The sequence below is a fragment of the Streptomyces sp. NPDC093260 genome (assembly GCF_040683715.1).
Classification (GTDB): domain Bacteria; phylum Actinomycetota; class Actinomycetes; order Streptomycetales; family Streptomycetaceae; genus Streptomyces; species Streptomyces sennicomposti.
On the sequence record NZ_JBFBEK010000004.1, the window covers coordinates 334,386 to 359,201 of the forward strand.

At 70.1% G+C, this 24,816-nt stretch carries 31 protein-coding genes and 1 pseudogene; 20 read left to right on the top strand and 12 right to left on the bottom strand.

Going from position 1 to position 24,816, the window contains the following annotated elements:
* The first annotated feature begins 371 nt into the window (after window positions 1-371).
* From AB0N63_RS07585 to AB0N63_RS07660, 16 genes are all read left to right on the top strand, one after another.
* On the top strand, window positions 372-749 hold the full coding sequence (locus tag AB0N63_RS07585) for a hypothetical protein (protein ID WP_365525449.1): 378 nt from the start codon (window positions 372-374) through the stop codon (window positions 747-749).
* A gap of 14 nt (window positions 750-763) precedes the next feature.
* A complete protein-coding gene (locus AB0N63_RS07590) occupies window positions 764-1,471 on the top strand; it encodes a hypothetical protein (RefSeq protein WP_365525452.1) in 708 nt (235 codons plus the stop codon).
* On the top strand, window positions 1,468-1,902 hold the full coding sequence (locus tag AB0N63_RS07595; RefSeq protein WP_365525454.1) for a hypothetical protein: 435 nt from the start codon (window positions 1,468-1,470) through the stop codon (window positions 1,900-1,902). Before AB0N63_RS07590 ends, AB0N63_RS07595 begins: the two co-directional genes overlap by 4 nt.
* Before the next feature lie 187 nt (window positions 1,903-2,089).
* On the top strand, window positions 2,090-2,344 hold the full coding sequence (locus AB0N63_RS07600) for a hypothetical protein (protein ID WP_365525457.1): 255 nt from the start codon (window positions 2,090-2,092) through the stop codon (window positions 2,342-2,344).
* Window positions 2,341-3,672 carry a hypothetical protein gene (locus tag AB0N63_RS07605; RefSeq protein ID WP_365525460.1) on the top strand — a complete coding sequence of 444 codons (1,332 nt, stop codon included), beginning with the start codon at window positions 2,341-2,343 and terminating at the stop codon, window positions 3,670-3,672. Before AB0N63_RS07600 ends, AB0N63_RS07605 begins: the two co-directional genes overlap by 4 nt.
* On the top strand, window positions 3,669-3,842 hold the full coding sequence (locus AB0N63_RS07610; RefSeq protein WP_365525462.1) for a hypothetical protein: 174 nt from the start codon (window positions 3,669-3,671) through the stop codon (window positions 3,840-3,842). The genes AB0N63_RS07605 and AB0N63_RS07610 overlap by 4 nt, the downstream gene beginning before the upstream one ends.
* Complete coding sequence (locus AB0N63_RS07615; protein WP_365525464.1) at window positions 3,839-4,171, top strand: hypothetical protein; 333 nt, start codon at window positions 3,839-3,841, stop codon at window positions 4,169-4,171. The genes AB0N63_RS07610 and AB0N63_RS07615 overlap by 4 nt, the downstream gene beginning before the upstream one ends.
* Window positions 4,172-4,197: 26 nt before the next feature.
* Window positions 4,198-4,383: a hypothetical protein gene (locus AB0N63_RS07620; RefSeq protein ID WP_365525466.1), complete on the top strand. Its 186-nt coding sequence runs from the start codon at window positions 4,198-4,200 to the stop codon at window positions 4,381-4,383.
* Window positions 4,384-4,572: 189 nt separating this feature from the next.
* Complete coding sequence (locus AB0N63_RS07625) at window positions 4,573-4,752, top strand: DUF6257 family protein (protein WP_365525468.1); 180 nt, start codon at window positions 4,573-4,575, stop codon at window positions 4,750-4,752.
* An 85-nt stretch (window positions 4,753-4,837) separates the two neighbouring features.
* On the top strand, window positions 4,838-7,000 hold the full coding sequence (locus AB0N63_RS07630; RefSeq protein ID WP_365525470.1) for a zonular occludens toxin domain-containing protein: 2,163 nt from the start codon (window positions 4,838-4,840) through the stop codon (window positions 6,998-7,000).
* A 167-nt stretch (window positions 7,001-7,167) separates the two neighbouring features.
* The gene (locus AB0N63_RS07635; protein ID WP_365525472.1) at window positions 7,168-7,788 is read left to right on the top strand and encodes a DUF5753 domain-containing protein; all 621 of its coding nucleotides are present in this window, start codon (window positions 7,168-7,170) and stop codon (window positions 7,786-7,788) included.
* A complete protein-coding gene (locus AB0N63_RS07640) occupies window positions 7,764-7,961 on the top strand; it encodes a DUF397 domain-containing protein (protein WP_365525475.1) in 198 nt (65 codons plus the stop codon). Before AB0N63_RS07635 ends, AB0N63_RS07640 begins: the two co-directional genes overlap by 25 nt.
* Complete coding sequence (locus AB0N63_RS07645) at window positions 7,958-8,242, top strand: hypothetical protein (protein ID WP_365525477.1); 285 nt, start codon at window positions 7,958-7,960, stop codon at window positions 8,240-8,242. Before AB0N63_RS07640 ends, AB0N63_RS07645 begins: the two co-directional genes overlap by 4 nt.
* Window positions 8,243-8,421: 179 nt before the next feature.
* Entirely contained in the window at window positions 8,422-9,147 is a 726-nt protein-coding gene (locus AB0N63_RS07650; RefSeq protein WP_365525480.1) for a DUF6879 family protein, read from the top strand.
* Between the two features lie 10 nt (window positions 9,148-9,157).
* The gene (locus tag AB0N63_RS07655) at window positions 9,158-10,015 is read left to right on the top strand and encodes a helix-turn-helix transcriptional regulator (RefSeq protein ID WP_365525482.1); all 858 of its coding nucleotides are present in this window, start codon (window positions 9,158-9,160) and stop codon (window positions 10,013-10,015) included.
* 87 nt (window positions 10,016-10,102) lie between these two features.
* Window positions 10,103-10,567, top strand: coding sequence for a hypothetical protein (locus AB0N63_RS07660; RefSeq protein ID WP_365525485.1), 465 nt, complete (start codon window positions 10,103-10,105; stop codon window positions 10,565-10,567).
* 356 nt (window positions 10,568-10,923) lie between these two features.
* Here the strand turns inward: AB0N63_RS07660 and AB0N63_RS07665 are convergent, their stop codons facing one another.
* Entirely contained in the window at window positions 10,924-16,740 is a 5,817-nt protein-coding gene (locus AB0N63_RS07665) for a peptidoglycan DD-metalloendopeptidase family protein (protein WP_365525487.1), read from the bottom strand.
* A gap of 135 nt (window positions 16,741-16,875) precedes the next feature.
* Between AB0N63_RS07665 and AB0N63_RS07670 the strand changes: the two genes are divergently transcribed.
* The 3 genes from AB0N63_RS07670 to AB0N63_RS07680 all read left to right on the top strand — a co-directional run bounded on the left by AB0N63_RS07670 (window position 16,876) and on the right by AB0N63_RS07680 (window position 18,097).
* Complete coding sequence (locus tag AB0N63_RS07670; RefSeq protein WP_365525490.1) at window positions 16,876-17,166, top strand: helix-turn-helix transcriptional regulator; 291 nt, start codon at window positions 16,876-16,878, stop codon at window positions 17,164-17,166.
* 23 nt (window positions 17,167-17,189) lie between these two features.
* Window positions 17,190-17,564 (top strand): hypothetical protein, encoded by a 375-nt coding sequence (locus AB0N63_RS07675; RefSeq protein ID WP_365525493.1) that lies wholly within the window; start codon window positions 17,190-17,192, stop codon window positions 17,562-17,564.
* A gap of 197 nt (window positions 17,565-17,761) precedes the next feature.
* Window positions 17,762-18,097 (top strand): hypothetical protein, encoded by a 336-nt coding sequence (locus AB0N63_RS07680; RefSeq protein WP_365525495.1) that lies wholly within the window; start codon window positions 17,762-17,764, stop codon window positions 18,095-18,097.
* A gap of 22 nt (window positions 18,098-18,119) precedes the next feature.
* Here AB0N63_RS07680 and AB0N63_RS07685 read toward each other — a convergent pair whose 3' ends face one another.
* From AB0N63_RS07685 to AB0N63_RS07705, 5 genes and pseudogenes are all read right to left on the bottom strand, one after another.
* Window positions 18,120-18,305 (bottom strand): hypothetical protein, encoded by a 186-nt coding sequence (locus AB0N63_RS07685; RefSeq protein ID WP_365525691.1) that lies wholly within the window; start codon window positions 18,303-18,305, stop codon window positions 18,120-18,122.
* Window positions 18,271-18,465: pseudogene (locus AB0N63_RS07690) on the bottom strand (leucine zipper domain-containing protein); the annotation flags it as partial. The pseudogene AB0N63_RS07690 and the gene AB0N63_RS07685, both read right to left, overlap by 35 nt.
* The gene (locus AB0N63_RS07695) at window positions 18,466-19,098 is read right to left on the bottom strand and encodes a hypothetical protein (RefSeq protein WP_365525498.1); all 633 of its coding nucleotides are present in this window, start codon (window positions 19,096-19,098) and stop codon (window positions 18,466-18,468) included.
* A 113-nt stretch (window positions 19,099-19,211) separates the two neighbouring features.
* Entirely contained in the window at window positions 19,212-19,544 is a 333-nt protein-coding gene (locus tag AB0N63_RS07700) for a hypothetical protein (protein WP_365525500.1), read from the bottom strand.
* A gap of 189 nt (window positions 19,545-19,733) precedes the next feature.
* Entirely contained in the window at window positions 19,734-20,771 is a 1,038-nt protein-coding gene (locus AB0N63_RS07705; RefSeq protein ID WP_365525503.1) for a tyrosine-type recombinase/integrase, read from the bottom strand.
* A 107-nt stretch (window positions 20,772-20,878) separates the two neighbouring features.
* Between AB0N63_RS07705 and AB0N63_RS07710 the strand changes: the two genes are divergently transcribed.
* Entirely contained in the window at window positions 20,879-21,421 is a 543-nt protein-coding gene (locus tag AB0N63_RS07710) for a hypothetical protein (protein ID WP_365525506.1), read from the top strand.
* 60 nt (window positions 21,422-21,481) lie between these two features.
* On the opposite strand, the gene AB0N63_RS07715 is transcribed toward AB0N63_RS07710, so the two are convergent.
* The 6 genes from AB0N63_RS07715 to AB0N63_RS07740 all read right to left on the bottom strand — a co-directional run bounded on the left by AB0N63_RS07715 (window position 21,482) and on the right by AB0N63_RS07740 (window position 24,622).
* Window positions 21,482-21,775, bottom strand: coding sequence for a hypothetical protein (locus AB0N63_RS07715; protein WP_365525509.1), 294 nt, complete (start codon window positions 21,773-21,775; stop codon window positions 21,482-21,484).
* The gene (locus AB0N63_RS07720; protein ID WP_365525512.1) at window positions 21,772-22,215 is read right to left on the bottom strand and encodes a hypothetical protein; all 444 of its coding nucleotides are present in this window, start codon (window positions 22,213-22,215) and stop codon (window positions 21,772-21,774) included. The genes AB0N63_RS07715 and AB0N63_RS07720 overlap by 4 nt, the downstream gene beginning before the upstream one ends.
* The gene (locus tag AB0N63_RS07725) at window positions 22,215-22,850 is read right to left on the bottom strand and encodes a hypothetical protein (protein WP_365525514.1); all 636 of its coding nucleotides are present in this window, start codon (window positions 22,848-22,850) and stop codon (window positions 22,215-22,217) included. Before AB0N63_RS07725 ends, AB0N63_RS07720 begins: the two co-directional genes overlap by 1 nt.
* Complete coding sequence (locus AB0N63_RS07730; RefSeq protein ID WP_365525517.1) at window positions 22,847-23,284, bottom strand: helix-turn-helix domain-containing protein; 438 nt, start codon at window positions 23,282-23,284, stop codon at window positions 22,847-22,849. Before AB0N63_RS07730 ends, AB0N63_RS07725 begins: the two co-directional genes overlap by 4 nt.
* The gene (locus AB0N63_RS07735) at window positions 23,271-23,585 is read right to left on the bottom strand and encodes a hypothetical protein (RefSeq protein ID WP_365525520.1); all 315 of its coding nucleotides are present in this window, start codon (window positions 23,583-23,585) and stop codon (window positions 23,271-23,273) included. The genes AB0N63_RS07730 and AB0N63_RS07735 overlap by 14 nt, the downstream gene beginning before the upstream one ends.
* Window positions 23,586-24,235: 650 nt before the next feature.
* A complete protein-coding gene (locus AB0N63_RS07740; protein WP_365525523.1) occupies window positions 24,236-24,622 on the bottom strand; it encodes a hypothetical protein in 387 nt (128 codons plus the stop codon).
* Between the last annotated feature and the right edge of the window lie 194 nt (window positions 24,623-24,816).

Sequence of the window (24,816 nt, forward strand, 5' to 3'; positions counted from 1 at the left end):
CCAGCGCATGAACTCCCGGAGCACCTGAGCGCGAGGGCTCCGGCCGGCTTCTGAGTGAGCGGCGCGAGTGGCGTCACCGAAGGGGAACCACTCGTCATCAGGGGCTCGGAATCTGCGGGGTACGTCGTACTTGTCGTCGTGGCTGGGCTCGGGCGTCATGCCCGGAGGGTACTGGCTTGTGGCCACAACCAGCAAGAACATGGACGACGGCTTGTTGCTACAAGATTCTTCGCCGAGCGGGTTGCTTTGTAGCAACAAGAGCGGCTAGCTTTGTAGCCACGAAAGCAGCCCCCGGAAGGTGCAGCAACACCGACCGAGGGCCTGACGGATCACCTGCAGCAACAGGGAGAACCGCTGTGCAGAAGTCTGCCATGCCCAGGGAGCGCCGCGCTCAGCGCCGCACGCTCCGCTCGATCCTCCGCCGCCGTGCCGCCGCGACCCGCCTGGTCGCCTCGGTGAAGCGCCGGCCCCGCTCCTTCGCCACGGTCGCGATCGCGGCCGGCGTCGACCGCGACACCGCCGCCGGTATCGCCTCCGGCCTCCGCTCCGTCGCGAAGCGCCTCGGTGTCGCCCCCGCGGCCACGGCCCGGACCCGCCGCACCGTGAACGGCGGACGCGCCCGCCAGACCCGCACCGTCCACCACTGGACGCTCGCCCAGGTCTCCCAGCTGCTCGCCGCGTACCGCCCGCGCAAGGCCGCGTTCGTGGCCGCCGCCGACCGCATCGCCGCCTTCGCCCTCGCCGCCTGATCGGAGACCGTGCCATGACCAAGACGACCATCCCCGCCACGTTCACCGAGCCCAAGCAGCCGGCGGCCGAGCCGCGCACGATCACCTACCCGCTGAAGACGGGCGGGACGATCACGGTGACCTGCCCCGGCTGGTGCACCGCCGACCACACCAGCGACGTGGCGACCGGTCTCGTCGAGCCCGGCGACCTGTCACACGACGGCGACGTGGTCGCCCTGGAGTACCAGCAGGAGGGTCGCGACCACAGCGTTCTGCAGGCCCGCCTGGTGCAGTGGCCGTTCGCCACGGACGACTCCCGCCCCTACGTCGAGCTGGTCCCCGAGGGCAGCACGGGCCTGGGGATCGCGCTGACCAGCGCGGTCGAAGTCGACAACGAGATCCGCAAGGTTCAGGCCCACCTGCGGCTGCTGATGGACCTGTCCGACAAGCTGGCCGAGGCGCAGGCCGCCGACCACGCCGCCGACCACCGCGGGGACCTGACGCCGTGGGCGTCGTTGACCCGCACCGACCTGGCGTCGCTGCCCCTGCCGTACCTGATCCGCGTGTTCGGGATCACGGTGGTGGAGACGGAGGACATCGGCCGTAAGGCGGTCCTCGCCCTGTACGGGGAGCCGGGCGCGATGGAGCTGCGGGTCCTGCCGGACGTGCCGCAGGTGCTGCGGGAGTCGCAGACCCGCCGTGCCCTGATCGACTGGCACACCGCCCGTGGCGGTGCCGCGTGAGCGAGGACGAGAAGGCCCGCCGGTTCGTGGACCGTCACTTCCCCGAGGTGGCCCGGCTGCTGGCCGCCCGCACGGTGACCGTGACGACCATCGACCACGGCGACGTGACGGTGTACGAGCCGGCCTGGTGCCTGGGCGTCCACCCCACGGAGGGCTACCGGGCGGACATCGAGCACCGCGGGCAGCCGATCCGTCTGAAGGCGGACACGGCCTGCCACGGCGAGGTCGAGGTGCTGGACGTGTTCCTGTACCAGCGGCCGTTCGCCGAGCAGTCCAGCACAGCGCCGGTCGCGGTGGTCGCCCTGGACGAGTGGCACGAGTTCGATGCGGCGCAGCTCGCCGAGTTCGGTGCCGCGCTCACCGCGTTCGTGGCGGGTCCGCTGCACGACCTGGCCGAGCAGCTGCGGCTGCTGGAAGGCGGCGAGCAGTGACCGCCCGTTGGCCGATCCCCCGGCCGACCGAGCACGCCGCCCTGCGCGCGGCGTGCCGGTCGACCCCGCCCCTTCCCTCCGTGCCCGCCTTGATGGCCGCTCTGGTCGAAGCCGTCGACCGCCGCGACCGGGAGGGCATGTGCCTCGCCTCGCACCGCGTGGTGCGGGCCGCCCAGGTGGTGGGGGAATGAGCCTCCGCGACCGTGCCCGGGACGCCCTGTACAGCGCCATGAACACGGCCGACGGCTCGCCCGCCTCCGCGCGCCGCGCCACCCAGACCGCCTCGATGCTCGCCCGTGCCGCCTCGCAGCAGGGCCACAGCACGACGGCCGCCGTCATCTCCGTCCTCGGCGTCGCCGCAGTGGCCGCCGAGGGTGCCCTGACCAACTACGTCCACCCGCCCGGCCAGTACGCCGGATTCCGAGAGGAAGCACAGCGGTGAACACCCCAACCGAGTGGGCCCAGACCCACCCCGTACCGACCGCACTCGGCTGCGCCCTGCTGCTCGCCGCCGCGGTCCTGCTGGCCCGAGCTGGCCGCAAGGCCGCCGGTCGCGCCCCGGCCGCCGTCGTCGTCGCCTCGCTCGCCGCGATGGCGTGCACCGCGTACAGCGCCGACACGTCCTGGCGGTTCGCCGCCGACTACCTCGGCATGGCATCGGCCGGCGAGCGCGCCGCGATGTTCGGTGCCGCCGAGCTGGCCCTGTTCGCCTGCGCCCTGATGGCCCGGCAGAACCTGCGCTCCCAGGGAGCGCCCGGCACCCCGGGCCTGCTGGTCTGGGGAATCACCGGCGTGCAGGTCATCCCCGCCTACTCCGAGTCCGGCGTCGTCGGCGGCACCGTCCGTGCCGTCGTCGGCCCTGTCCTCGCCGCCCTGCTGTGGCACCTGGCGATGGGCATCGAGCTGCGGCACGCCAAGCCCGGCGCCGACTCCAGCAGCCTCCCGGCCCTACTCGCCCGGGAGCTGCGCGAGCGCCTGCTGTCCTACCTCGGCCTCGCCACCCGCGACCGCACCGCCGAGCAGATCACCCGCGACCGGTGGACCGTGAAGGCCGTGGGCTTGGCCGCCAAGCTCGCCGACATGGAACCTGGCGCCCGCGGCCGTGCCCGGGTCTCCCGCCGGCTGTCCGTCGCGGTCGGCAAGGCGCAGGCCGGTGCGAGCGAGGAGCAGCGGACCAAGCTGCTCGACCTGCTTGCCGCCCGCCGGCACGCCGCATCGCTGGCCACCATCGACCTCGACTCGCCGTGGCAGGACACCCCGCAGGCGTCGGAGGACGCGCCCGCGTCCGTACCCGTCCGGCACGACTACCCCTTCCCCCTCGTCGCCCCGCCCGGCATCCGGCTGCTGCCGATCGTTTCCCGTCCCGAGCCCGCCGAACGCTTCCGGCTCGACCACGCCGCCGGACCTCTCACGTCCATGTGGAAGGACGCCCCGAAGTACCCGCACCCGCCGCGCTGGACGGTCAGCCAGGCGGTCATCCCGCCGGTGCCCGCACTGGAGTCGGGGACGTTTTGGAGTGCGACGAAAGCCTCCGACCTAAGCCTCAAGATGACCACGGCGGTACCCGCCGAGGCGACACGGCAGATGGTCACCGAGACGATCATCCGTACCCCGTCCGAACTGCGCCGTGAGGCCCGCAGGCTGAACCGGGAGGCGGTCAGGTCATCGAACCGGCCGGTGACCATCAAGACGCTTCAGGATGCCCTCGGCCTGTCGCGTCGAGAAGCGACCGACCTGCGCCGTGAAGTCGTCGGAGGTGAGCGGTCATGAGGTGGGTCATCCTCGGTGCCCTGCTCGGCCTGCTGCTCGCCGTGCCGCAGGCACTCGACCTGACCGGCACCGTCGCCGCCTGGATTGTCGGCCGGCCCGCACTGCTCGCGTTCGCCCTCGGTGCCGTAGCCCGCCCGCACCTGCCCGTGATCGGGAGGCGGACCCGATGAGCGACGCACTCGACAAGGCGGAGGCTGCGGTCCGCGAGGCCTCCAGCAACACCGACGTCCTGGCCGTGGCCATGGCCGCCCTAGACCTCGCAAAGTCCGCCCAAGCGCAGACCCAGCAGTCCGCCGGCTGCGACCACAACCACTCAACGTTCGACGCAAAGAAGTGGTGGACCATCGGCGGCCTCGCGATCATCGGCGGCTGCGTCGCCTGCGCCCTGGCCTTCGCCTTTGCCATCGCCTCGATCGCCGTCGCTATCGGAGCGACCTGCTCGACCGCATGCCTGCTCGTCCTGCGCGCCATGTGGCGCGACTACCGCAACGGCAAGTAACCCCCTGACCTGCAAGGAGTCCCGTCATGAGCGTTCGTTCCCATGCCATCTGTGAGCGCCGTACCCGCATCGGCCGCATCGCCCGGCAGATGCTCCGCGACCACGGCCGCGTCCGCCCGGCAGACGTCGTCTGGGTCGCCGTCAACGCCGGCATGAAGACCAGCCCCGCCGAGGTCCGCACCGTCCTCTGCCGCCTCGGTCTCCACCGCTGACCTGCCCTTCCGTCCCACTGAGTGACCTGCCGTCACTCAGTCGGGCGGTAGGGCCGGACAGCCCGGCCCTACCGAGGAGGAACCATGAACCGTGACCAGCGTCTGACCATGGCCGACGCCGCCTTGCAGAGGGCCGCCAGCCTCGCCCGCGACGCGGAGGACGCCGACGACACCACGGAGGCCTGACCCATGGCCGCCAACGACCTCACCAGCAGCGACTTCACCGCCGGAGAGAAGGCCCGCATCGGCCTGCTCGTCGCCCGCATGGCCAAGCGCGGCATGGCCGGACCCACCGTCGACATCAGCGACCTGAAGCGGCGCGTCGAACGCATCGAGGACGGCGCCCGCCGCCGCAAGCAGGGCCAGTAGCTACGCCCCGGGGCGGCCGTCCACCGACCAAAGCGCCGGCCGCCCCGGGCCACCTGTCCCTCCGCAGAGAGAAGGAATCCCCAGCATGACCGAGACAGCCCCCGAGCGGGTAAACGGGCACGTCAACCCGCAGGTGTCCCTGCTGAAGTTCGCCCCCGAGGCGACCACCGAGAAAGGGGCGGAGTCAGCTCCCACCCTTTTCAGGGGATCACCTGAGAAGCAGGCCGCCCCGCGGCGCCGTATCCGCATCGACCACCTGCGCCGTGTCGTCGTCGAGACCCGCACCAACCCCGCGTACCGGCTCGCCGTCCGGCACGGCTCCTACATGTGGGGCGGTACCCGCATCGTCGCCCGCCGGGCGTGGGACGGGCGCACCGCGGCCCGCCACGAACGCATGATGCGGATCGCGGAGGCCGGCGGGAACGAAGAACTCGTCCGCGAGTGGGAGCAGCGCGCCCGCGCCTTCCGCGAGGCCCGGCAGAAGCGGCGCATGGAGCTACTGCAACTGGCCCTGCACGCCCCGAAAGCCCTGTTCACGGCCACCGTCGCCGGTACCGGACTGCTGCTGATGCTGGGCATCCTGCTCGCCTGGGCCAACCACGACGTGCACCAGGCCCTCGCCCCGCTGGACGCGGTGCTGAAGCTCGTCAGCTGGGCCGCGTTCATCGCCGGAGTCGTCTGGGACCCGCTGCTTGCCGCACTGCCCTGGCTGGCCCTGACCGGGCTGTGGGCGGTCGGCCGACACCAGCACACCGCCCCCGCCTGGGCACTGCCCGCCGACACCGCGGAGGCGTCCGGCGCGCTGCCCGACGAGAACGCCATCTTGAAGGCCCTGCAGAACCTGGGCCTGGCCCCGCTGAACAAGGCGTTCAAGGAAGGCTGGCAGCCGCGGTGGGTGCAGCCGTCGACGCGGTCCGGGAACGGCTGGCACGCCAAGCTGCAGCTGCCGCAGGGCGTCACCGTGGAGATGGTCAACGGGAAGAAGAAGGTGCTGGCCCACAACCTGCTGCGCAAACCCGTCGAGGTGTGGCCGACCGAACCGCCCACCGAGCCGGGCGTCCTCGACCTGTGGGTCGCCGACCAGGGTTCTCTGTCCGGGAAGGTCGACCCGTGGCCGCTGCTGACCGAGGGCGTCACCGACTACTTCAGGGGCGTCCCGGTCGCCGTGTCGCAGCGCGGCGAACCCATCATCGGGAAGCTGATGGCCTCGAACTGGATCGTCGGCGGCATCATGGGCTCGGGCAAGACGTCCATCGTCGTCGCGCTGCTGCTGGGTGCGATCCTCGACCCGCTCGTCGAGGCAGAGGTGTACGTGATGGCGACGAACGTCGACTACGACCCGCTCAAGCCGCGACTGCGGACCCTGGTCAAGGGCGACGACGACGAGCAGCTGCAGGCCGCCCTGGATCGTCTGCGCAGCCTGACCAACGAGGTGACCGAGCGCGGGAAGCTGCTCGAAGAACTCGGCGGCGAGTCGCCCAAGCTGACGCGTGAACTCGCGCTGAAGGACCCGCGGATGCGGCCCCGGGTCGTCGTCTTCGACGAGTGCCACGAACTGTTCATGCACAAGGAGTACGGCAAAGAGGCCGCTGAGCTGGCCATCCGCGTGATGAAGAAGGCCCGCAAGGTCGGCATCACCCTGGTCTGGGTCACCGTGTCGCCGACCGCGGACAGCATTCCACGGGACGTCACCCGCAACACGTCGCACCGTGTGGCGTTCGCGGTCGGCGACCAGGTCGCCAACGACGGGCTACTCGGCTCCGGCCGCTACAAGGCCGGCATCCGTGCGACGGAGCTGATCCCTGGGCAGGACGTCGGCACGGCCGTGACCGTCGGCTTCACCAACAAGCCGTTCGAGGTGATCCGCGCTTACTACGTGGCCCGGGAACCGGAGAAGGGCATCGACGAGGTGACCCCGGTCGTCGAGCGGGCGATGGGCCTGCGCGACGGTGTCGAGCACGCGGCCGAGCCGACGTTCCAGCCGGCCGACCCGCTCGCCGACGTCGCCGCCGTCCTCGGCGACGAGCCGCGCGTCCTCACCCAGGAAGTGCTGCACCGGCTCGCCCAGCACAACCCGGACCACTACCGGGAGTGGGGACCGGCCGACCTGAAGCGCGCACTGGAGCCCTACGGCGCCGAGCAGTACAAGTCCGGCGGCAAGTCCGTGGTCGCCCGCGACCGCGTCCAGGACGCCATCCTCGAACGCCTTGCGGAAGACAGCGATGACGAGGGAGACGACGACATATGAGGGAGTTCTCCCTCACCGCCTCCCCGGCGTGCATCCCTCGGCTTGACCTGCATATTCACCCCCGTAGGGAGGCAAGGGAGGCAGTCCGGCAAGTGGCCCCGGTACCCGGATACGGCCCGCTTGCCGAGCCCTCCCACGCCTCCCTCCCCCGCTCCTGAGAGGACCTTGTGACCGCCATCTTCGACCTGCCCGCCGAGACGCTGGGTGAGCACGTGGACCGGCTTGCCGCCGTCGAGGCCGCAGCGGACACGGTGCAGGCGTGGCAGCCCATGCTCGTCCCGGGCTTGCTGCAGTCGTACAGCTATGCCGCGGCGGCCATCCACGCGGGTGCGCCAGCCCTGCCGCTGCCGGTCGTCGACGAGCGGGCCGCCGCCCGCACCACCCGCATCGACCGTGTCGGCAGACCGGGCGCGCGCCGCATCACCGCTGTCATCGACCAGTCTGCCCTGTACCGGCCTGTGGGCGGCGTAGACACCCTCGCCGACCAGTTGGACCGCATCCTCGCTCTGGACGCGCTACAGCCCACCCTGACCGTGCGCGTACTGCCCCGCGGCATGGACGACCACCCCGGACTGCTGGGCGCGTTCACCCTCTATCGGGTGGCCGGCCGGTGGGGCGTGTTCACGGAATCCCTGACGGCTTCACAGATCAGCGCCCGGCCCGTGGACGTGGCCGCCTACGCTTCCGCATGGGACCGGCTGCTCGGCCTGGCGCTGCCGCCGCGGGAGTCGGTGGAGCTGATCGAGGAAGCGAGGGGGACTCTGTGCCGCAGAACGAAGACGGCCTGATCTGGCGGACGTCGACCTACACCGATTCCGGGAGCTGTGTGGAGTGGGCACGGCCCGTGGCCGGCGTCCTCGTCCGGGACACGAAGGACCGGGCGCGCGCCCGCGTCCCGTTCGCTCCCGACGCCTGGCAGCAGTTCATCGGCTGGACCAAGAACGAGGAGAACACTCGATGACGGAAGACATGCCAATGCCCGGCTTCGGCCCTGGCGATCTGCACCCCAGCACCCCCTATGCCTTCGTGCGTGCTGCTCTCGCGAAGGACAGCGAAGCCATGACCAACCTGATGGCCAGCAACGATCTCCGCACCCTTTCCTTGTCGCTCGCGGCCTTGGCCGTATCGCTCGGCGAGCGAGCACACGGATCGTTGGACGACCTGGATGTCTACCTGTACAAGTGCCAGCAGGCTTCATTGCAGATCGAGATAGACGACGCACAAACCGACGGCGATAAGTAGGACAGTAGCCCGTCTCACGCTTCGGGGCCCCACGCTTCGGCTGGGGGCCCTTCCGCGTTGATAGGGGTTGCGCGCAACCAGGGCCCTGCCCACCAGTTGAGCAATCCGCTGCAATCCCCGGTTGGGCTTGCGCAGTTGCACGCATCCTGGTTCTCCGACCAGCAGCGACGGAGGATGCGATGACGCTCAGGTTCCTCGGCACCACCAGCGACGACGGCGACTGCCCCACCCTGTACGAGGTGCCCGAGACGGACGAGATCCTTGTCCAGGGCGACCGCGAGACCGACCCCGGCCACCTGGTGCAGCTGCGGGACGTGAAGCCGTCCGAGACGTTCGTCCGGGTGCCCCGCAGTCTCCTGACCCGGTACGCGCCGCGCACCCCCGCCCCCGAGCTGCGCCCGTTCTCGTCCATCGCCCACCTGTTCCGCGAGTTCCGGCACACCGCCTGGCGGCTGGAGACCCGCTGCGGCTACGCCTCCGACCGGCGCAGCGAGAAGTGGCAGCGCTGGCTGGCCGGCGAGGACATCGCCGCCGAACCGGCGAACGCCTGGCGGCAGAACGTGGCCGTGCAGGTCGAGGCCGGGAAACGGTTCGAGCGGGTGCGGATCGTCGACGAGCCCGCCACCGAGGGGCAGCGGTTCCTCATGGCCAGCGCACCCGGCAACGTCGCCGCCGGGGAGGACATCCGCCACCTCACCCGCGGCCAGGCCGAGCAGCTGCGGCTACCCGACTACGACTTCTGGCTGTTCGACTCCCGCACCGTGGCCCGGTTCGCGTTCGACGAGGACGACACCACCCTCGGCGTGTACGTCACCGAGGACCCCGCCGAAGTCGTCGCCGCCTGCCAGGCACGGGATGCCGCCTGGCATCACGCTGTGCCCGCGCGCGTCTTCGCGAAGCGGTAGCTTCACTGGTGTGAGCACCGACTTCCAGACCGCCCGGGAAGCCCTCGGCGCGCGCCTGCGGGAGCTGCGCGTCGAGGCCGGCATGGAAGGCAAAGGGATCGCGGCCGCGCTGGGCTGGCAGACGTCGAAGGTGTCGCGGCTGCAGACCGGGAAGCAGACCCCGAGCCGCGACGACCTCACCGCCTGGGCGCACGCGGTCGGACGCCCCGACGTCGAGGGTGAGCTGCACGGTCTGCTGGCCGCGCTGGACATGAAGCAGCGGCACCGGTCCTGGCGCCGCTCTCTGGCGGGCGGGCACCGCGGCCGGCAGGAGATAGCCGTCCGGCAGACTGAGGACACGAAGCTGATCCGCGGCCTCGAGGTGTCCCGCATCCCGGGCCTGTTCCAGACCCCGGAGTACGCCCGCTGCGTGTTCGACGCGCTCGCCGACTTCCGGCAGATCCCCCCGACGACGGACGCCGCGGTCGAGGCGCGCATGCGCCGCCAAGAGGCCCTGTACACGCCGGGCAAGACGTTCCGGTTCCTGCTGTGCGAGGCCGCCCTGTATCACCGGCCGTGCCCCGTCGACGTGATGGCGGAGCAGCTGGACCGCCTGTACAACTTGGTCGGGCAGCGGCGTATCGAACTGGGCATCCTGCCGTTTGGGGCGCAGCTGCGCCGTAGCCCGCCGCACGGCTTCTGGATCTATGACCGGCGCCTGGTCATCGTCGAGACGATCAGTGAGGAACTGTGGCTGACCGGCGACGAGGACATCGCCCTGTATGAGCGGGCCTTCGACTGGCTCGCCGAGTCCGCCGAGACCGGGCCACGGGCCCGCCAGCTCATCGGCCGTGCTCGCGCCTCCCTGACGTCGCTCAACTCCGCTTGAGCAATCCCGGCCAACCTGCGCAACAGCCCACGCAATCAGGCGCAATCACCGCCCGGTCATGCAATTGCACGCCCTAGCTTGCCGGTCATGGCCCTTTCTACTCTCGCCGGGCGGCACCAGGCAGGGAACGCGTGGCTCGCCGACTGCACCGACCGCCCCGACCTTGTGCAACTCATCTGGGACGCCGACTGTCTGGCACCGCTGATGACCGGCGGGCGCTGGCTCGTCGCCGAGTCCCGCCTCACGTCCGGGTGGCGGCCGGCCAGCCGCATCCGCGAGGACCAACGCGGCCCCATCCTGGCCGACCCGAACGGAGACCGGCTGTGGTGGCTCGTCCCGATCGACGCCGCTGACGAGTTGGACGACGTGCGCCAGCTCCGGGTGCACCCACCGGGCTGGGTGCTTCGCTGCCCGCCTGTCGGTGTCCAGTCAGAAGGCCGGTTCTGGCTGCGCAGTCCGGACGGTACCGGGCGGCTCAACGATCCCGCCGTGGTCGCCGCGGCGTTCGGCCCCGGCGGCTACCGGCTGACGGGGGAGGCAGCGGCATGGTGATCTGCGACCACTGCGACAAGCCGATCAACGGCACCCCTGTGGAGATTCCCGTTGACTCGCCGAGCGGGGCCGCGCCGAACGTCTTCCTGCACCCGCACGGATGCCGGCCGGCCGTGCCTCGGCAGACGGCCCCCGCGCGCCCTTGAACGCCCGTGGCCGGCTGTGTCGCCGACCGCACCGGCCGCGGGTAGGTGGCCGCCCCTGTCCCCCGTCAGGGACGGCCACCGGCAGCGTGTGAGAGGCCCCCAGGGCTCCGCTTCCCCTGAGGGCCTCTCGCGTGCCCGCGCCTCCCGGCGAGGGGCTGTGTGGGCGCGGCGCGGACGGCTCTCACCCTTCCGGCCGGCCTGCCCAAGCTGTCAGCCTCCGACCACGGCGGTTCGGTGGAGCATGTCGTCGATGGCGAGGGCGTCGAGGATGCTCTGGCGGGTGGGGACTTCGCGGACGGCGGCGTTGTAGTGGAGGTGCCGGTCGCCGCCCTGGTTGATGGTCTGCTGGTTGCGGATGCTCGCGGCGGTCGCTGTGGCGGTAGCGCGGACCGTGCCGGCCATCCGGGCGGCGGCGGCCTGCGCCTGCGGCACCGTGTCCTCGACGCCCTGCGCGTAGCCGAGGCCGGTGAACCGGCCCAGGCCACGCAACACCTGCGACGGCGACTTGATCTGCAGTTGGACCTTGATGGTCTTCTGCACGGCCTTCGCGATCTTCGCCATCTGCGCTTCGATGGCCTTCTGCGTGGAGGCCAGGCCGGCCAGGTAGCCCTTACCCGAGTCGACGCCCGCGTCGTACATGGCGTCCGCAGCGTCCTTCCCGAACGCGCCGGTGGCCTTGGTGATCGCGGACTGCGCGGCGTTGATCTGGGTGAGCTGCGCGGGAGTGGCGTCGACGAGAGCCTGCGCGTAGGCGGCGCCGGACTCGGGGCCCGCGGTGATGATCTGCTGCAGCAAGGTCTTGTTGAGTCCGCGCTTGGCGAGGATGGTCAGGTTGGCGCCGAACTTCTTCAGCTGGGCGAGCCTGGTGTTGAGTCCGGCGAGGATGCCGCCCGCGTCAAACACGTTGCCCCCGTTGGGGAGGCTGGTGAGGGCGGTGTACTGGACGGCTTGCCCGGTGGCGTCGGCGGCCAGCTGGTTCGCGGCGGCGATCTTCGCGGCGATCGCGTCGCGCTGCTTGGCGAGCGCGTCCAGCTTCGCCGTCTGCGTCTTGATGGCGTACAGCAGCCGGTCGTCCAGGGTCGTCTTGACGCCCTTGAACGCGTTCCGGATCGCGGTGGCCACCTTCGACATCGCCGAGTCGATAGCCGAGGCCGTGCCGGCGAGCTGCTTGAGGAAGTCGGCGCCCACGGACGCGGCGATGGGGCCGGTGTCGATGCGCTTTCCGGCGACGTTGATGACGCCGCCGGACGCGTAGCCGCGGGGCTGGCCGCGGTGGATGTTGACGATGCCGCCGAGGGAGTAGCCGCCGGGCCGGTTGTAGGCGCGGGACAGGCTGCCGTAGGTGGCCAGCGCGTACTTCATCGACGCGTACACGTTGGCCATGGGGTTGGTGCTGACGCCGTACATGAAGGGGCCGGTGTTGCGGTACTTCCCGGCGAAGCGGCGGAAGGTACCCTCGATGACCTGCATCAACCCGACGGAGGGGTGTCCGGCTTTCCAGTTGGAGTCGTAGCGGTTGACGGCGGTGGGGTTGCCGCCGGACTCCTGGTTCATGCGGCGCAGCGTCGTGTTGACCAGGGACAGGGATTGGTGGACTTCGCCGAGGGCCTGCTGGACGACGCCACGCCACCGCTGCACCCCGGATCCGCCGTCGCCGCCGCTGGTGAGGTAGGGCATGGGGTCCACCGGCTTGCCGTTGATGCGGGCCTCGAGGTGGAGGTGGGGCCCGGTGACGTTACCGGTCGCGCCGACGGAACCGACCCGTGCGCCCTGCCGGATACTCGCGCCGGCCTTCGCGACCATCGCGGACATGTGCGCATACAGGGAGGACAGGCCGCCGCCGTGGGAGATGGTGACGTGCTTGCCGTAAGGGCCGCCGGATTCCACCTTGGCGACGGTGCCGTTGTCGACCGCGACGACCTTCGTGCCGGTCGCGGCAGGGAAGTCGAGGCCGGTGTGCCGGCCCGACGACCACATGGCCCCCTTCACCCCGAAGCGGGTGCCGAATGCAGCGTTCACCGGTTTGATCCACCGCCCGGACGCGTCGGGGATGTCCTTGCCGCGGATGTAGTCGATCGCCTTGTCGATCAGGTTCAGGGGAGCTTGGGCGACCGCGCCGGGCCAGGTACGCGGGTTCGCGCCGAGGGCCTTGGTGACACCTGCCTTGATCGGCTTGAAAGCCTTCTCGGCGACGTCGGCGAGGCCGCCGCGGACCGCTCCTTCGCCCTTCTTCAGCACGGAGCCGACACCGTCGGCGATGGACGAGCCGATGCTCTTTATGCCGCCGAAGATGCCGCCCTCGGCGAAGCCGTACTGGGCGCGGGCGATAGCGGGGTGGGTGCCTCGTATCGCGGCCGCGTTGAGGGCGTGGAGGCGGGCCCGCTCATACGGGTCGCGCATGACCTCGGAGACGTAGACGCCTTCGCCGCGCCGCATCGGGACGAGTTGGTCGTCGCCGTCACGCCACGTGGACCAGCCAGGGAGGATGCCACCGCGAGCGAGGCCCTTCGGTATGGGCATCTTCGCCATGTCGGGGATGCCGGGGATCTTGCCCGCGGTCGCGTTCCACACCCGGACGAGGCCGTTGTTGTAGACGGTGTCGATGAAGAAGCGGATCGGTGCGGCGGCGAGCTTCTTGAGGCCGTTCCAGACGGTGCCGATGCCGTCCCTCAGGTCACGGAACGCACCCCTGAACGTGTCAGCGAAACTGTCGAATCCCTTGCGGATGGTGTCCCATGCCCCGGACGCGACGGACTTGATCGTGTTCCAGAAGCCTCTCCAGATCCGCTCCGCGCCGTTCTTGATGTCGGTGAACCGGTCCACGATCCCGGAGACGATCCACCCGACGATCTGCTTGATCTTCGTCCACAGGCGGGAGAACCAGTCGATCGTGCCGCGCACGATGTCGGGGATGATGCTGTGCCCCAGCAGGACGTCGAACAGCCACTGGAAGCCCTTCACCACCCACTTCACCGCGGTCGAAGCCGCGTTGACGAACTTGGTGAACCAGCCGATCACCGTCGTCACGATCGGCACCAGGAAGCTGACGGCGCCGGCCAGGACGCCCGTCAGGAGCTGCGCCAAGCCCACGATGAGCGGCATCAGCGGGGTGATGACCTGAATGGCCAAGCGGATCAGGGCGACAGTGAGCTGCGCCAGCGGAGGGATCAGCGGGAGCAGTGCCGCGTACAACGGCGGAAACAGCGGGGCGAGCTGTGCGAACAACTGCCCGAACAACTGCACCGCCGGGATCAGGGCTGTGATCACCGGGGTGAGGAACTGGACGAACGCCGCGAGTGCGATCTTCAGGTTCTGGCCGATCATCGTGATGATCGGGGCGAGCGCCTGCAGGATCACGCCGAGGAGCTGTCCGACCGGCTGGAGCAGCGGCAGCAGGATCTGCGCCATCTGCGCCACGACCGTGATGACCTGGGCGACGATCGGAAGCAGGGCCTGCACGATCGGCATGAGCGCCTGAGCCAGCGTCCCGATGACCTGCCCGAAGACGGGGGCGAGCTGGGTGGCGAGCTGGGTGATGACGGGGGCGATGGCGGCGAGGATCGGCATGACCGCCTGCAGGGCCTGCCCGAGCGCGCCGGCCAGGAGCTTCGCCACGGCGTTCAACGCGACGAAGACCTGAGTCAGCGCCTTCTGCACCTCGGGCATATTGATGACCCGGTTGATCTCTGCGAGGGCCGCGCCGATCGTCCCGAAGAAGTCACCACCCGCAGCGCTGGCGGCCTTGAAGATCCCCGACAGGATGCCGCCGACGTTGCCGAGCACGTGCCCGAACTGCACCGCCACGTCGAGCGCATTACTGATGGCCTTCTCCAGCTGACCGTTCTTGAGGCCCGCCTCAAGCTTGGCCATGACCCGGTCGACGGCCGACCCCGCGCCTGCTGTCATCCGGTCGAACGCCGGCTGGGCAGCCACTGAGAGCTGGGCGAAGCCGGTGACGAGCTGGCCGGGTATCCGGTTGAGGTTGCCGAGGGACTGCTTGACGCCGTCGAAGACCTTCCCCAGCGTGCCGGCCTTCTCCAGGTTCGAGACCGCCGTCAGGGCGTTCTTGCCCATCAGGTTCAGTTCGCTGGCGGCGCCAGTGAGGCCGGTCCGCACGGTCGGCAGGATCTGCCCACCCACCTGACTCAGCCGCGCTCCGAGCCCGGCGAACAGCGCGTCCTGGGTGTCGAGCTTCATCGACCGCCAGGCCGGCGCCATGCTCTGGATCGTCCCGACGAACGCACGCGCGTTCGGGCTGAGCTTGGCCAGGGCGTCACCCAACGCGGACGTCTGCGAGGCCGCGGCCTGCTGCGCCTCCGCCACACCCCTGGCGGCGTCGGCTACGGCCTGTTGGGCGTCGGCGATCTGCCGCTGCCCGTCCGCCTGCGCCTTGGCCACGTCGGCCTGCGCCTGCGCGAGAGAGCGCTGCTGGTCGGCGACCTGCTGGTTGGCCTGCTGGACTTGCTGGCGGGCCTGCACGACCGCCTTCGAGCCCTCGACGCCGGCCTTGTTCGCTGCGGCCGTGTCCTTCTGCAGGCGCTGCGTGGCGGTGCTCTGCTCGGACAGTGCCTGCACCGCCCGGTCCTTAGCCAGCTCCGCCTGCTGAATCTGCAGCTGGGTCGCGGCCGGGTCGGAACGCACGCGGGCGAGGTCTTCCTCGGCCTGCTGCACGGCGAGGGTGGCCGCCCGCTGGTCGAGCTGAGCGTCTGCGAGCTGCGCGTTCATGTCCTGCAGATCCCGCACGGCCTGCTTGCGGGCCGCTGTGAGATCGGCCTGCGCCTGCCGGGCGTCGCGCTGCGCTGAGGTGAGTTGCCGTTCGGCGTTCCCGACCTGCTGCTGCGCCTGCTGCACCCTCTCGGCGGCCTGCACCTGGGCGTCGCTCAGGGACTGTTGGGCGCGGGCGAGGGATCGCTGTGCGGACTCGACAGCCTTCGTGGCGGAGGCGGCCTTGTTCGCTTCCGCGGTGGTCGGCTGGAACGCCGCCTTGATCGCATCACCCACGCCCGACGTGCCGACTTTGATAGCGGCGAACGCCCCGCCGAGCAGCGCAATGGCGGGGGCGGCAGTCGCGGCGAGCGGACCCATCTGGGCGAGGGCCTGCCCGAAGGAGGCGATCGTGGGCAGTGACGACGCGATCAGCATGGGCAGGCTTGTCAGGGCCCCGGTCAGTGAGCCCAGGCCGCCGCCACTGCCGCCCGCTCTCCCCAGTGACCGGGTGAGGTCACCGAGGCCCCGCGAGTTCACGCGCACGTTCACGGTGCGGTCGCGGGTGGCCGCGCGGATCGCGGCATCGGCACCGGCCGTGTCGGCGCGCGCCTGGATCGTCATGGACCGGCGCCGCGTCAGGTTCGCCAGGCTGTCGGCGGCGACGCGTGTGTCGACGTCGACACCGATACGGACCTGACGGCGCTGAATCAAGTTGCGGATCTCGTTCGCGGCGACCCGGGTGTCGACTGAGGCGCGGATGTTGACGACGCGGTCCGCGCACAGCTTGTCGAGGAGCTTCGCCGCACGGTCGTAGGCGGCCTGCTGGATCGTCGGGAGGACGTCCACGGTGCGCTGACCGAGGAGACCGGACAGCTTCCGCTGTGCGGCCGTCTCGTCGACGTCGACGGTCACCTTCACCCGGCGGTCCGCGGTGAGCTTGTCGAGGGCGGTGGTGGCCGCCCTGTCGTCGAGGTCGGCGGTGACCTTCACGGTGCGCGCTGCCGTTAGTTTGTCGAGCTTGGCCTTCGCCGGGCCGGTGTCGAGGTCGATGTCGAGCTTGATGGTGCGCGGAGCGGTCAGCTTGTCGAGCTTGGTCTTCGCCGCGGCCGTGTCGAGGTCGAGCCCGACCTTGATGACCGGCTTCATCTTGGCGACGGCCTCGTTGACCTTGCGGGTCAGCGTGTCGGCGATGGCGTCGCCGGCGGCGAGGGCGCCAGGCCGTACCGCCTTGGGCAGGTCGGCGAGCAGTTGCGGCCCGAACTTGGACGTGTCCGGGGTCAGTGAGACCCGGGTCCTGCCAACGACCGTTGGCTCTGCCATGCCTGTGCTCCCGCCTCTGGTAGGCGGTGCCCGTGTCCGAGACCGTCCCAAGGCAGACACAGGCACCTAGCACAAGATTCTATAACCTAGGGTATGGATTAACCTAGGATTCAAAGGCAGATTGGACGTGCGACCATGCCTTCAAAGGCTTACGTGCGGGTGCGACGCGTCCCTCCGAAGGCCCTCGGGCCTCTCCTGCGCGCGGCTCGGGAGCGGATGGGCCTCAGCCAGGGCGAGGCGGCACGGCAGGCCGGCATCCCTCAGCCCTACCTGTCTTTCATCGAGGCCGGCCGGCGCACGCCGTCGATGGTGGTCGCCGAATCGCTCGCCAGCACGCTCGGCCTGACGCTCCCGGAGTGCCGCCAGCTGTACGCGGCGGCCGTCGACGACGCCGGCCGCTCCCACCCCGCGCGCACCAGCGCATAACCAACCCCGCCAAGGAGTCCGTCATGACACGAACGAACCTGCCCCCTGCGCCACTCGCCCCGAACGACTACAGCGCCACCCCGGCGGGCCTCACCATCAACTCCACCCTGGTGGCGAACGGGGCAGCCATCACCGGCGCCGACTTCGAACGCACCGTCCTGCGCGTCACGAACACCGCCAGCAGCAGCGGGACCGTCACCGTGCGGGCGGGCGACAGCACCGCCGCCTGGATGGCCGGACAGGGCGACCTGACTGCACCGGTCGCCGCCAACGGCGAGACGTTCATCGGCCCGTTCAGCGAGACCCGCTTCCAGCAGTCCGGCGGCCGGTTGCACGTCGACTTCTCCACCGGCCTCACCGGCACCATCACCGCTCTCCGACTGCCTCACCGGATGTGACAGGCCACGGCATGACGAAGCCCCGCCACTCGGGCGGGGCTCGTCGGTGCGCGGACTACTCGCCCCAGCAGACCGGCTGTGCCATCAGCGAGTAACCAGGCTAAAACACCACAGGTCAGGGACGTACTACCGCATCCCTTATGCGGTTAGAGCCTAGTTCGCGAACGGGGGTTCTCTGGGGAATCTAGGCTCGCGCCATGACTGATGAAGAAGTGATGTTGCGCGTGGTCGCGATTCTCACCAAGACCCGCGAGTACATCGGTGACGGCTCCCCGGAGCTTGACGCTCCCGGTGAAGCCCTTCTCAACGAACTGGTGAAGGACATGTTCCCGAGGACTGTCGACGTCGCCGATGACGCTGCCCCACAAGAGGTCGCGTCTGCCATCGCCAAGGCGATCAGCAGTCCGATCTTCACCGCCTTCGGAGCGTTCGCCGCTGCCTTCCACCAGCTCGCCGCCGAGCATGACCGGCACGACCCTGAAGTCACTTCCGCCCAGGTCCTGCAGAACATCGCACTACAGGCACGCGCCTAAGTGTGGTGTCGCAGGACGTTGGTTACACGAAGTCCTCGAAGACAAGTTGCTGCGGGAACGTGTCGAGTGGTTCCGGCGGCTGGTCGAAGGTGACGCGGTAGTCGCTGCCGGGGGTCCGGCTGATCGGCGGTCGACCCCCGAGGGCGGCGTGGGGCCGTTCGTGGTTGTAGTAGTTCAGTGGGCCGGGAAGAGTGGTCGAGCAGGCCATTCTCCCCGTGCGCCTGCCAGCGTGCGTACCACTTGGCGATGCATCGGCGGGAGATCCCGGCCTCGGCGGCGACATGTGCGACAGGCCGCCCGGCGTCTATGCGTTGGCACAGCCGTAACCGTCCTTCCGGTGTCAGCGGTGCGTTGCGATGCGCGGCCACTCAGCGGGCGAAGCCCGTGATCTGGGCGGCTTCCTCGCCCGTGACCTGCCGGTGTTCGGCGACGTAGTGGGCCAGGGTGAGGACCTGGTCCCATACCGGGTCCAGTGCCTCGTCGGTACGGTCCATGATCCATGCGTAGTCGCCCCAGTCGCCGTGGTCGCCGTTGAAGGTCAGTTCACGGCCGTGGCACGTCCTCATGACCTCGTCAGCGTGCTTGCGGTCGTGCCAGGCGTGGCGTTCCGCTACCCATGCGCGCCCCGGTGTCCAGCGGCCGGTCTCGTGCAGCCATCGAGTCTCGGCTCGTTCGCCGGCCGCGTCCTTGAGCACGAAGTCCAGCCACGGCCCGGTGGCCCCCGGGTCGTAATCGACACTGGCCTGGGCCTCGCGCTGGAGACCGTCGGCCGGGTCGAGGGTGATGCTGTTGATCCGGTGGCCTGCGGCCATGTAGAGGACCGCGTGCCCGGACTCGTGGACAGCAGAGTTCAGCGCCTGCTCCTCCGGCGTGTACGCCGCCACCTCCTTGGTTCCAGGCGCGTCGTACACCGGCGGCATGCGCGTGTAGCGCACCCACGGTGCCCACTCCACGTCGTCGGGCGCGGCAATGGCGTCGGGATTGGCAAACCAGCGGGACATGGAACTCCCCTCCTGAACGTGCCCTCAACATCGCTGACATCCGGTCGGCTTACCGTCCAGCCCTGGACGGTGCGCGGGTGTCGTCGGTCACATGCGCACCGTCCGGCCGCCGGTCAGAAGTAGGCGACGGAGTTCCGCGACCGATGCGGCGTCGCGGTGGGCTTGCCCACCCTCGCGTCACCGCGCAGCAACTCCCCCTGGAGGGCGTACCGGTCCCCATGCTTGGAGATACCGGTGATCGTGGCGACCGCGAGCACCATGCCCTCGGTGTTGACGATCTGCACCTCATCCTGTGCCAGGGCCCGGTCCGCGTTGAACTTCCAGATGCCACGCCCGGCTTCCCAGGCTTCGTCTTCCGTCATCCCCGGGCGCCATCCGATCGTCGACCGCTCCAGGCTGTCGTCCGGGTCCGCGGCCTTTTCGGGACCAATCTGGATCTGAAGCATGCCCCACCTCCCTGACTTCCTAACTTGTTACGAAGTTAGGGGCGGCATCGTAACTTGTCAACAAGTTGAGAAGTTCAGGCGTGCGGGCTCAGTCCGTGGAACCAATGTCACGGGTCGGCACAGTTAGGTCACCATGGCCGCCACGGACAGCAGGGCTCTCCAGGGTTGTTCGGAGTGTCGCGGCTCGCCTCACAGGCCCGTGACCGGGTTGTCCTCCCACGGGTCGCCCTCGTCGAAGTACCGGGCCAGCGACGTCGAGTTGTCGGCCCAGCCGCCTTGTCGTGCGACGCGAATCATCGAGGCACCGCCACGCTGGGCCGCGGTGGCAAACCCTCGGCGCAGGGAATGGCCGCGCCAACGGCCCTCGAAGCCGGCGGCCTCCGCCAGGCGCTCGATGACGTCGGACGCGGCCTCTGGGGTGAGCCGCCCGGAGGGGTCACCGATCGGCTTGCCGCGCCGCTTCATCGGCGGGGCGATACGCCCGTGCCGGTCGATCCTCACGAACAGCGGCCCTTCGGTACGGCCGGCCTCCCGCATCGCGGCAATGAGCGCACGGACGGCGCGGACGGGACAGGTAGCAGGGTTCTTGCCGTAAGGCACAGCGCTATCGGTGAACTTCTTCATCTTCACCCGGTAGACCTGCACCATGTAGCCCTCGTCGCACTCGACAGGGTCACCGATGTCCAGGCCGACCAGTTCCGAGGAGCGAGTGGCCGCGGCGTAGCCGAGCAGCAGCATGGCCGCGTCTCGCTTGCCAATTAGCGTGTCGCGGTCGAGGGTGGCCAGCATCTTCCGCAGTGCAGGCGGCAGCGCGGCCTTTGCCTGCCGCTGACGGCCGCCGGGCTTCTTGTCGATGGCCAGCTGGTGCTTGTAGCCGGCGATGACGGTGCGGGCGCCCTTCGTCTCTGGCTTCGGCAGGTTCAGCTCGGCGTGCATCGTCGTGACGGCGGACAGCATCCGCTCGATGGAGCTCGGCGCCGACGGCCGGCCGGTGCGCGGGCGAGGCGTGCGGGTCAGGTGGGTGACGTACTCGACGAGCAGCTCCTGGGTAGCGGGCAGCGCCGTTTCGCCACGCTTCTTGCACCAGTTGATGAACGCCTGTCGGTCCTCGCGGTATGCCTTGCGGGTCGAGTCCGCTCGGCCGGCGGCGAGCGCGGCTCGCGCCTCGGGTGACAACTGCCGGACGACTGGCGCGCTGGGCTGTTCCCGGCGCTCGAGCTCGGTCATCAACTCCCCCTCAGAAAGACCCTGTTCCAACTACAGAGAATAAAGATTATCCGGAGTCAGACTCATAACCTAGGGCATGCCTCACGGGCGACATCTACGCTGCGCCCATGAGCACTGTTCAGCCTTACTCGGCTGCCACCGTCTGGAAGTTCGTCAGCAAGCGGGGCGGTTACGAACACACCACGCGCCTCGCCCTCTACTGGGAGCCGGACGGTTCCGCGATGAGCGACGACTACCTGCCCCAGGAAGCCGACGCCCAACAACTCTGGCGCCAGTGGGCCAACGACTACGCCGACTACTACCACCGAAAGCGCCCCGACACCTACAGGCCCGGACAGGTCCCGATCTTCTGGTTCATCACGTCGGTCGGCCGCGGCGGCACCTTCGAGGCAGCACCGCACCAGGACTACCCGCCGGACTTCCCGCTCCGCGAGGACTTCCTGACCCACATGACCCACCCAGTGAACGCCAACACCGGCGAGCCCCTCAACTGGATGCGCCTGCCCGTCCTCGACCGAGCGTGGAACGCCAAGCAGGCCGACAAGGGAGGCTTCATCCAAGAGGCCACCGGATGGAAGCCGTCGCCCCTGCAGCCAGCCATGAACGTGCGCCAGATCGCGCGGGCCGCCGGCATCTACGTCCCGGCCTAACAGCCCCAGGCACGCCTGCGCCCGGCCGCCGCAGGGGCAGCCGGGCACAGTGGGCGGGGGTCAGGCCGTCGGGGGCGGGTCCTCGAAGACCTGGGCGGCGATGACCCGATCGACGGCCGCCTCCGACGACCGCTCCAACAGGTTCGACAGCCAGCCCTCCGGGTCCTCGTAACCAGTCGCCCGCAGGATCTCCGTCAGCGTCTCGATGGTGATACCGGCCATAGCCTCCGTGAACGTCAACAACTCCCGCCGCGGCAGCCGACGCACCAGCAGATGCGCCCGCGCCTCATCCCCCGACAGCCGCGCCCGCAGCACCTCGTAGGCCAGCACCTCCGCCGGCCGCTGCTCGCTCACAGTTCGACACCCCCCGCCGGCTGCGCCGCGTCGGCCGCCTGGGCGGAGTCGTAGTCGACGAGCTTCCCCTCCGCCCGGAAGAACTCCACATCCTCCGGGGACATCAGCGCCACGTGCGCCGCCGTGAACTGCGTCGCCGCCCGCTTCGGCGCCTCCGGTTCAGGCTTCGCCGGGTCGAGGTCGCCCGCCATGTACGCGTGCAACTGGCCCGCCTGCAGCGCCGCAGCCTTCTCCCGCGGGGAGAGAGCTTCCACCTCCGCCGCAGTCAACTGCACGACCGGCTTCCCGTCCGGGCCCGTCGGCGCCGTGTACGGCCGCGCGTGCGACACCGGCGTGCTCAGCTCGGCCACGTAGTCGTCGAGCTGCCCCGCCTGCCGCGCCTGGTCGATCTCCCATGACGACATGAGCGCCAGGCGCTCCGCTCCGATCTGCTCAGCCATCAGGCCGCCTTCCCTTCCGCCTCGCGTCGCGCGATGCAACGGGTCACCGGGTGCGGCAACGGTGCCAGCGGGCCGTGCCCCTTCGCCGCGCGCTGCTCGGCCTGCCCGCGCCGCACCAGCTCCTCGCCGGCCAGCTCCACCAGACGCTTCCCCTGGCATCCGTCCTGGGCGGTGTCGTACCGGCCGCCGCCCGCCGTGAACACCACCCACCCGCCGTCCCGGTGGGCGATGCGGTCGCTCATCCCCAGCTCGACGAACGTCTTCGCGTGCCGCTCGATGGCCGCCTGCCGGGCATCGCCGAGGCGCTGCAGCTCGGCCAGTGCGTCCACGGCCGCAGTGAGCGCGTCCGCGATCCGGTCCACGCTCAGGATCTCCAGATCCGCCGCAGCCGCGGCCTCCGCCTCCCGGCGCCGCTCCTCGAGGGCCGCAGCCTCCGCCTGGCGCACCCGCTCCTCGGCAGCGTCCGCCCGCAGCTGCGCCAGACGCTGCAGCCCGTACCGCTCGGCGAGTGCCCGCTGCGCCTCCGTCTCGTCGCCCTCCCGGACCTGCTGCTCCAGACCCGCGATCAGCTCGTCGAGTTCGGCCTTCTCGCGTCGCGCGTCCTCGAGCTGGGCCCGCGCCTCCATCTCCGTCATGCCGCCTCCGTCTCGTCGTCGGCGGCACCGGCCGCCCTTTCGATCAGCCACACCGCTCCGACCTTCCGCGCCGGCACCCGACCCCGCCGGGCAAGGCGCCGCAGGTAAGACTCCGAGCAGCCCATCCGGCGGGCCGCTTCCGCGGTGCTGATCTCCACACTGACCGCTGGCGCCACGGGAGTTCCGGGCACGGAACCGCCAGGGGTCCGGACCAGACCGGACCCTTTCGCGTCCTCGGCGCTGGCCGCTGCATCCAGAGCCCACAGAACCGAGTGGACCGTCGGCGACAGCTTCCCCCCGTCCACCGACAACCGCGCCCCGAGATCACGAAGGATGATCCTCAGCACCTCGGCGGCGATGCTCGGCGGGACCAGGACCGACCCGTCCGCACGCAACAGCCGCACCGCACCCGGCGGCAGATCACGCCGCCCCATCGAGCACCCCCACCGGCGCCGTGGGCGAAGACGTCAGCACCGCCCTCGCCTTCGCCATATCCAGCGGCGACCAGCAGTAGCCGGCCACCCCGGGGAACCGGTCCACCGGCGGCACCCGCGACGGCCGCACCGCCGCCGACCGCAGCCACACCGCGATCACCGCACCGCCGCGCACCGCGATGAACGTCGGGTCCTCGGGCCGCTGCTGCGCCCGGCCCTGCTCGAACACCACCCAGCCGAGGCGACGCGCCAGCGACGTGATCTCGTCGTGCCAGCGCAGATCTCGCATCCCAAGTTTCATGATCGTGCACCTTCGTTCGTCGAGCCTTCCGCGCGCGCCTGCACGCGACCAACTTTGCGGATGTGCGCAATGTTCCTGGTGAGAGCCTTCCGCGCGCGCCTGCACGCGACCCGCACCACACCGGTCACCCGAGCGGCCCGAAAGCCTCTCGGCGCCGGGAAGCTTCCCGCTCGGCAGCCTCAGTGATGGGGTTTTCCTGGGACCGCGGGGAACCCCCTTCGGCGCGTTGGTCCTTCGGGGGCCCGGCTACCGTTGCCGTCTGAGCAAAGGTTGCCGTCCGGGCAACCGTGGTCTGCTGCACCACGGTTGTGGGCTGCTGGCCCATAGCTGCGTGGGCTGCTGCCCCACGCTGAGCAGCAGTTGTGGGCGTATCCCCAAGGCTGGCCTGGTGGCGGAGCCGTGCGGCGTGCCGTCGGGCGATGCCGGCTTGTCGTGCTGCGGCAAGCTGGGCGCGCTGCTGGCGGTTCTTCTCGCGGCGGGCGACGGCTTCGGCTATCTGCTGCTGTACGCGGTCCTCGACTGATGCGAGGGCCTTCTCGATGAGCTGGCGACTGTCCGTCGCGCTCATGGTCTCTCCGAATCCGGGCGGGGGCTTGGAGGACACTGGGGGTGGCCGGGGCCTGCTACGGGCGGGCCCCGCCGTCGTGCTGTCAGGCGTCGTGGCTGGCGGCCAGGGGCCTGTCGTTCTCGGTCGGCTGGGTGGGGAACCACATCCGGTAGTCGGTGCTGGCTGCTTCCAGTTCCTCGGTGGTCGCGCCGCGTGGGCGGGCTTGGAGTGCTGCGAGGACTTCGTCGAGGGCGGGGCGCGGGTGGGTCCCGGAGTCCCACATGCGGATCAGGGTGTGGGACTCCGGGTCGAGTACGTCGGCTTCGAAGTTGTGCAGGTTCTGCCAGGTGAGGTTCGTCCAGGTGAAGCCGTCGTCGCTGCGGGAGGTGGCCCATCCGGGCATGAGGGCGAAGGTGGTGCCGCCTTCGTCGTCGCTGAAGAGCACCCACATCGGGCGGGGCGCGGGATGGAAGTTGAGGATGGTGGACACGGCGGACTCCTTCGCGTGCTGGTTGTGGGTCGCGGAGAGGGCGAGTGGAGGAGCGTGGGGAGGTCGTCTGGTGCGGTCTGTCGGCTGCTGCTGCTTCACTGCGGTCCTCTACGGAGAGTTAGTGGCTGCGTTGGGTTTGGGCGTGTGATCTTCACCCCTGACTCTCACCCCCTGACACCCCTGACACCCCTGAC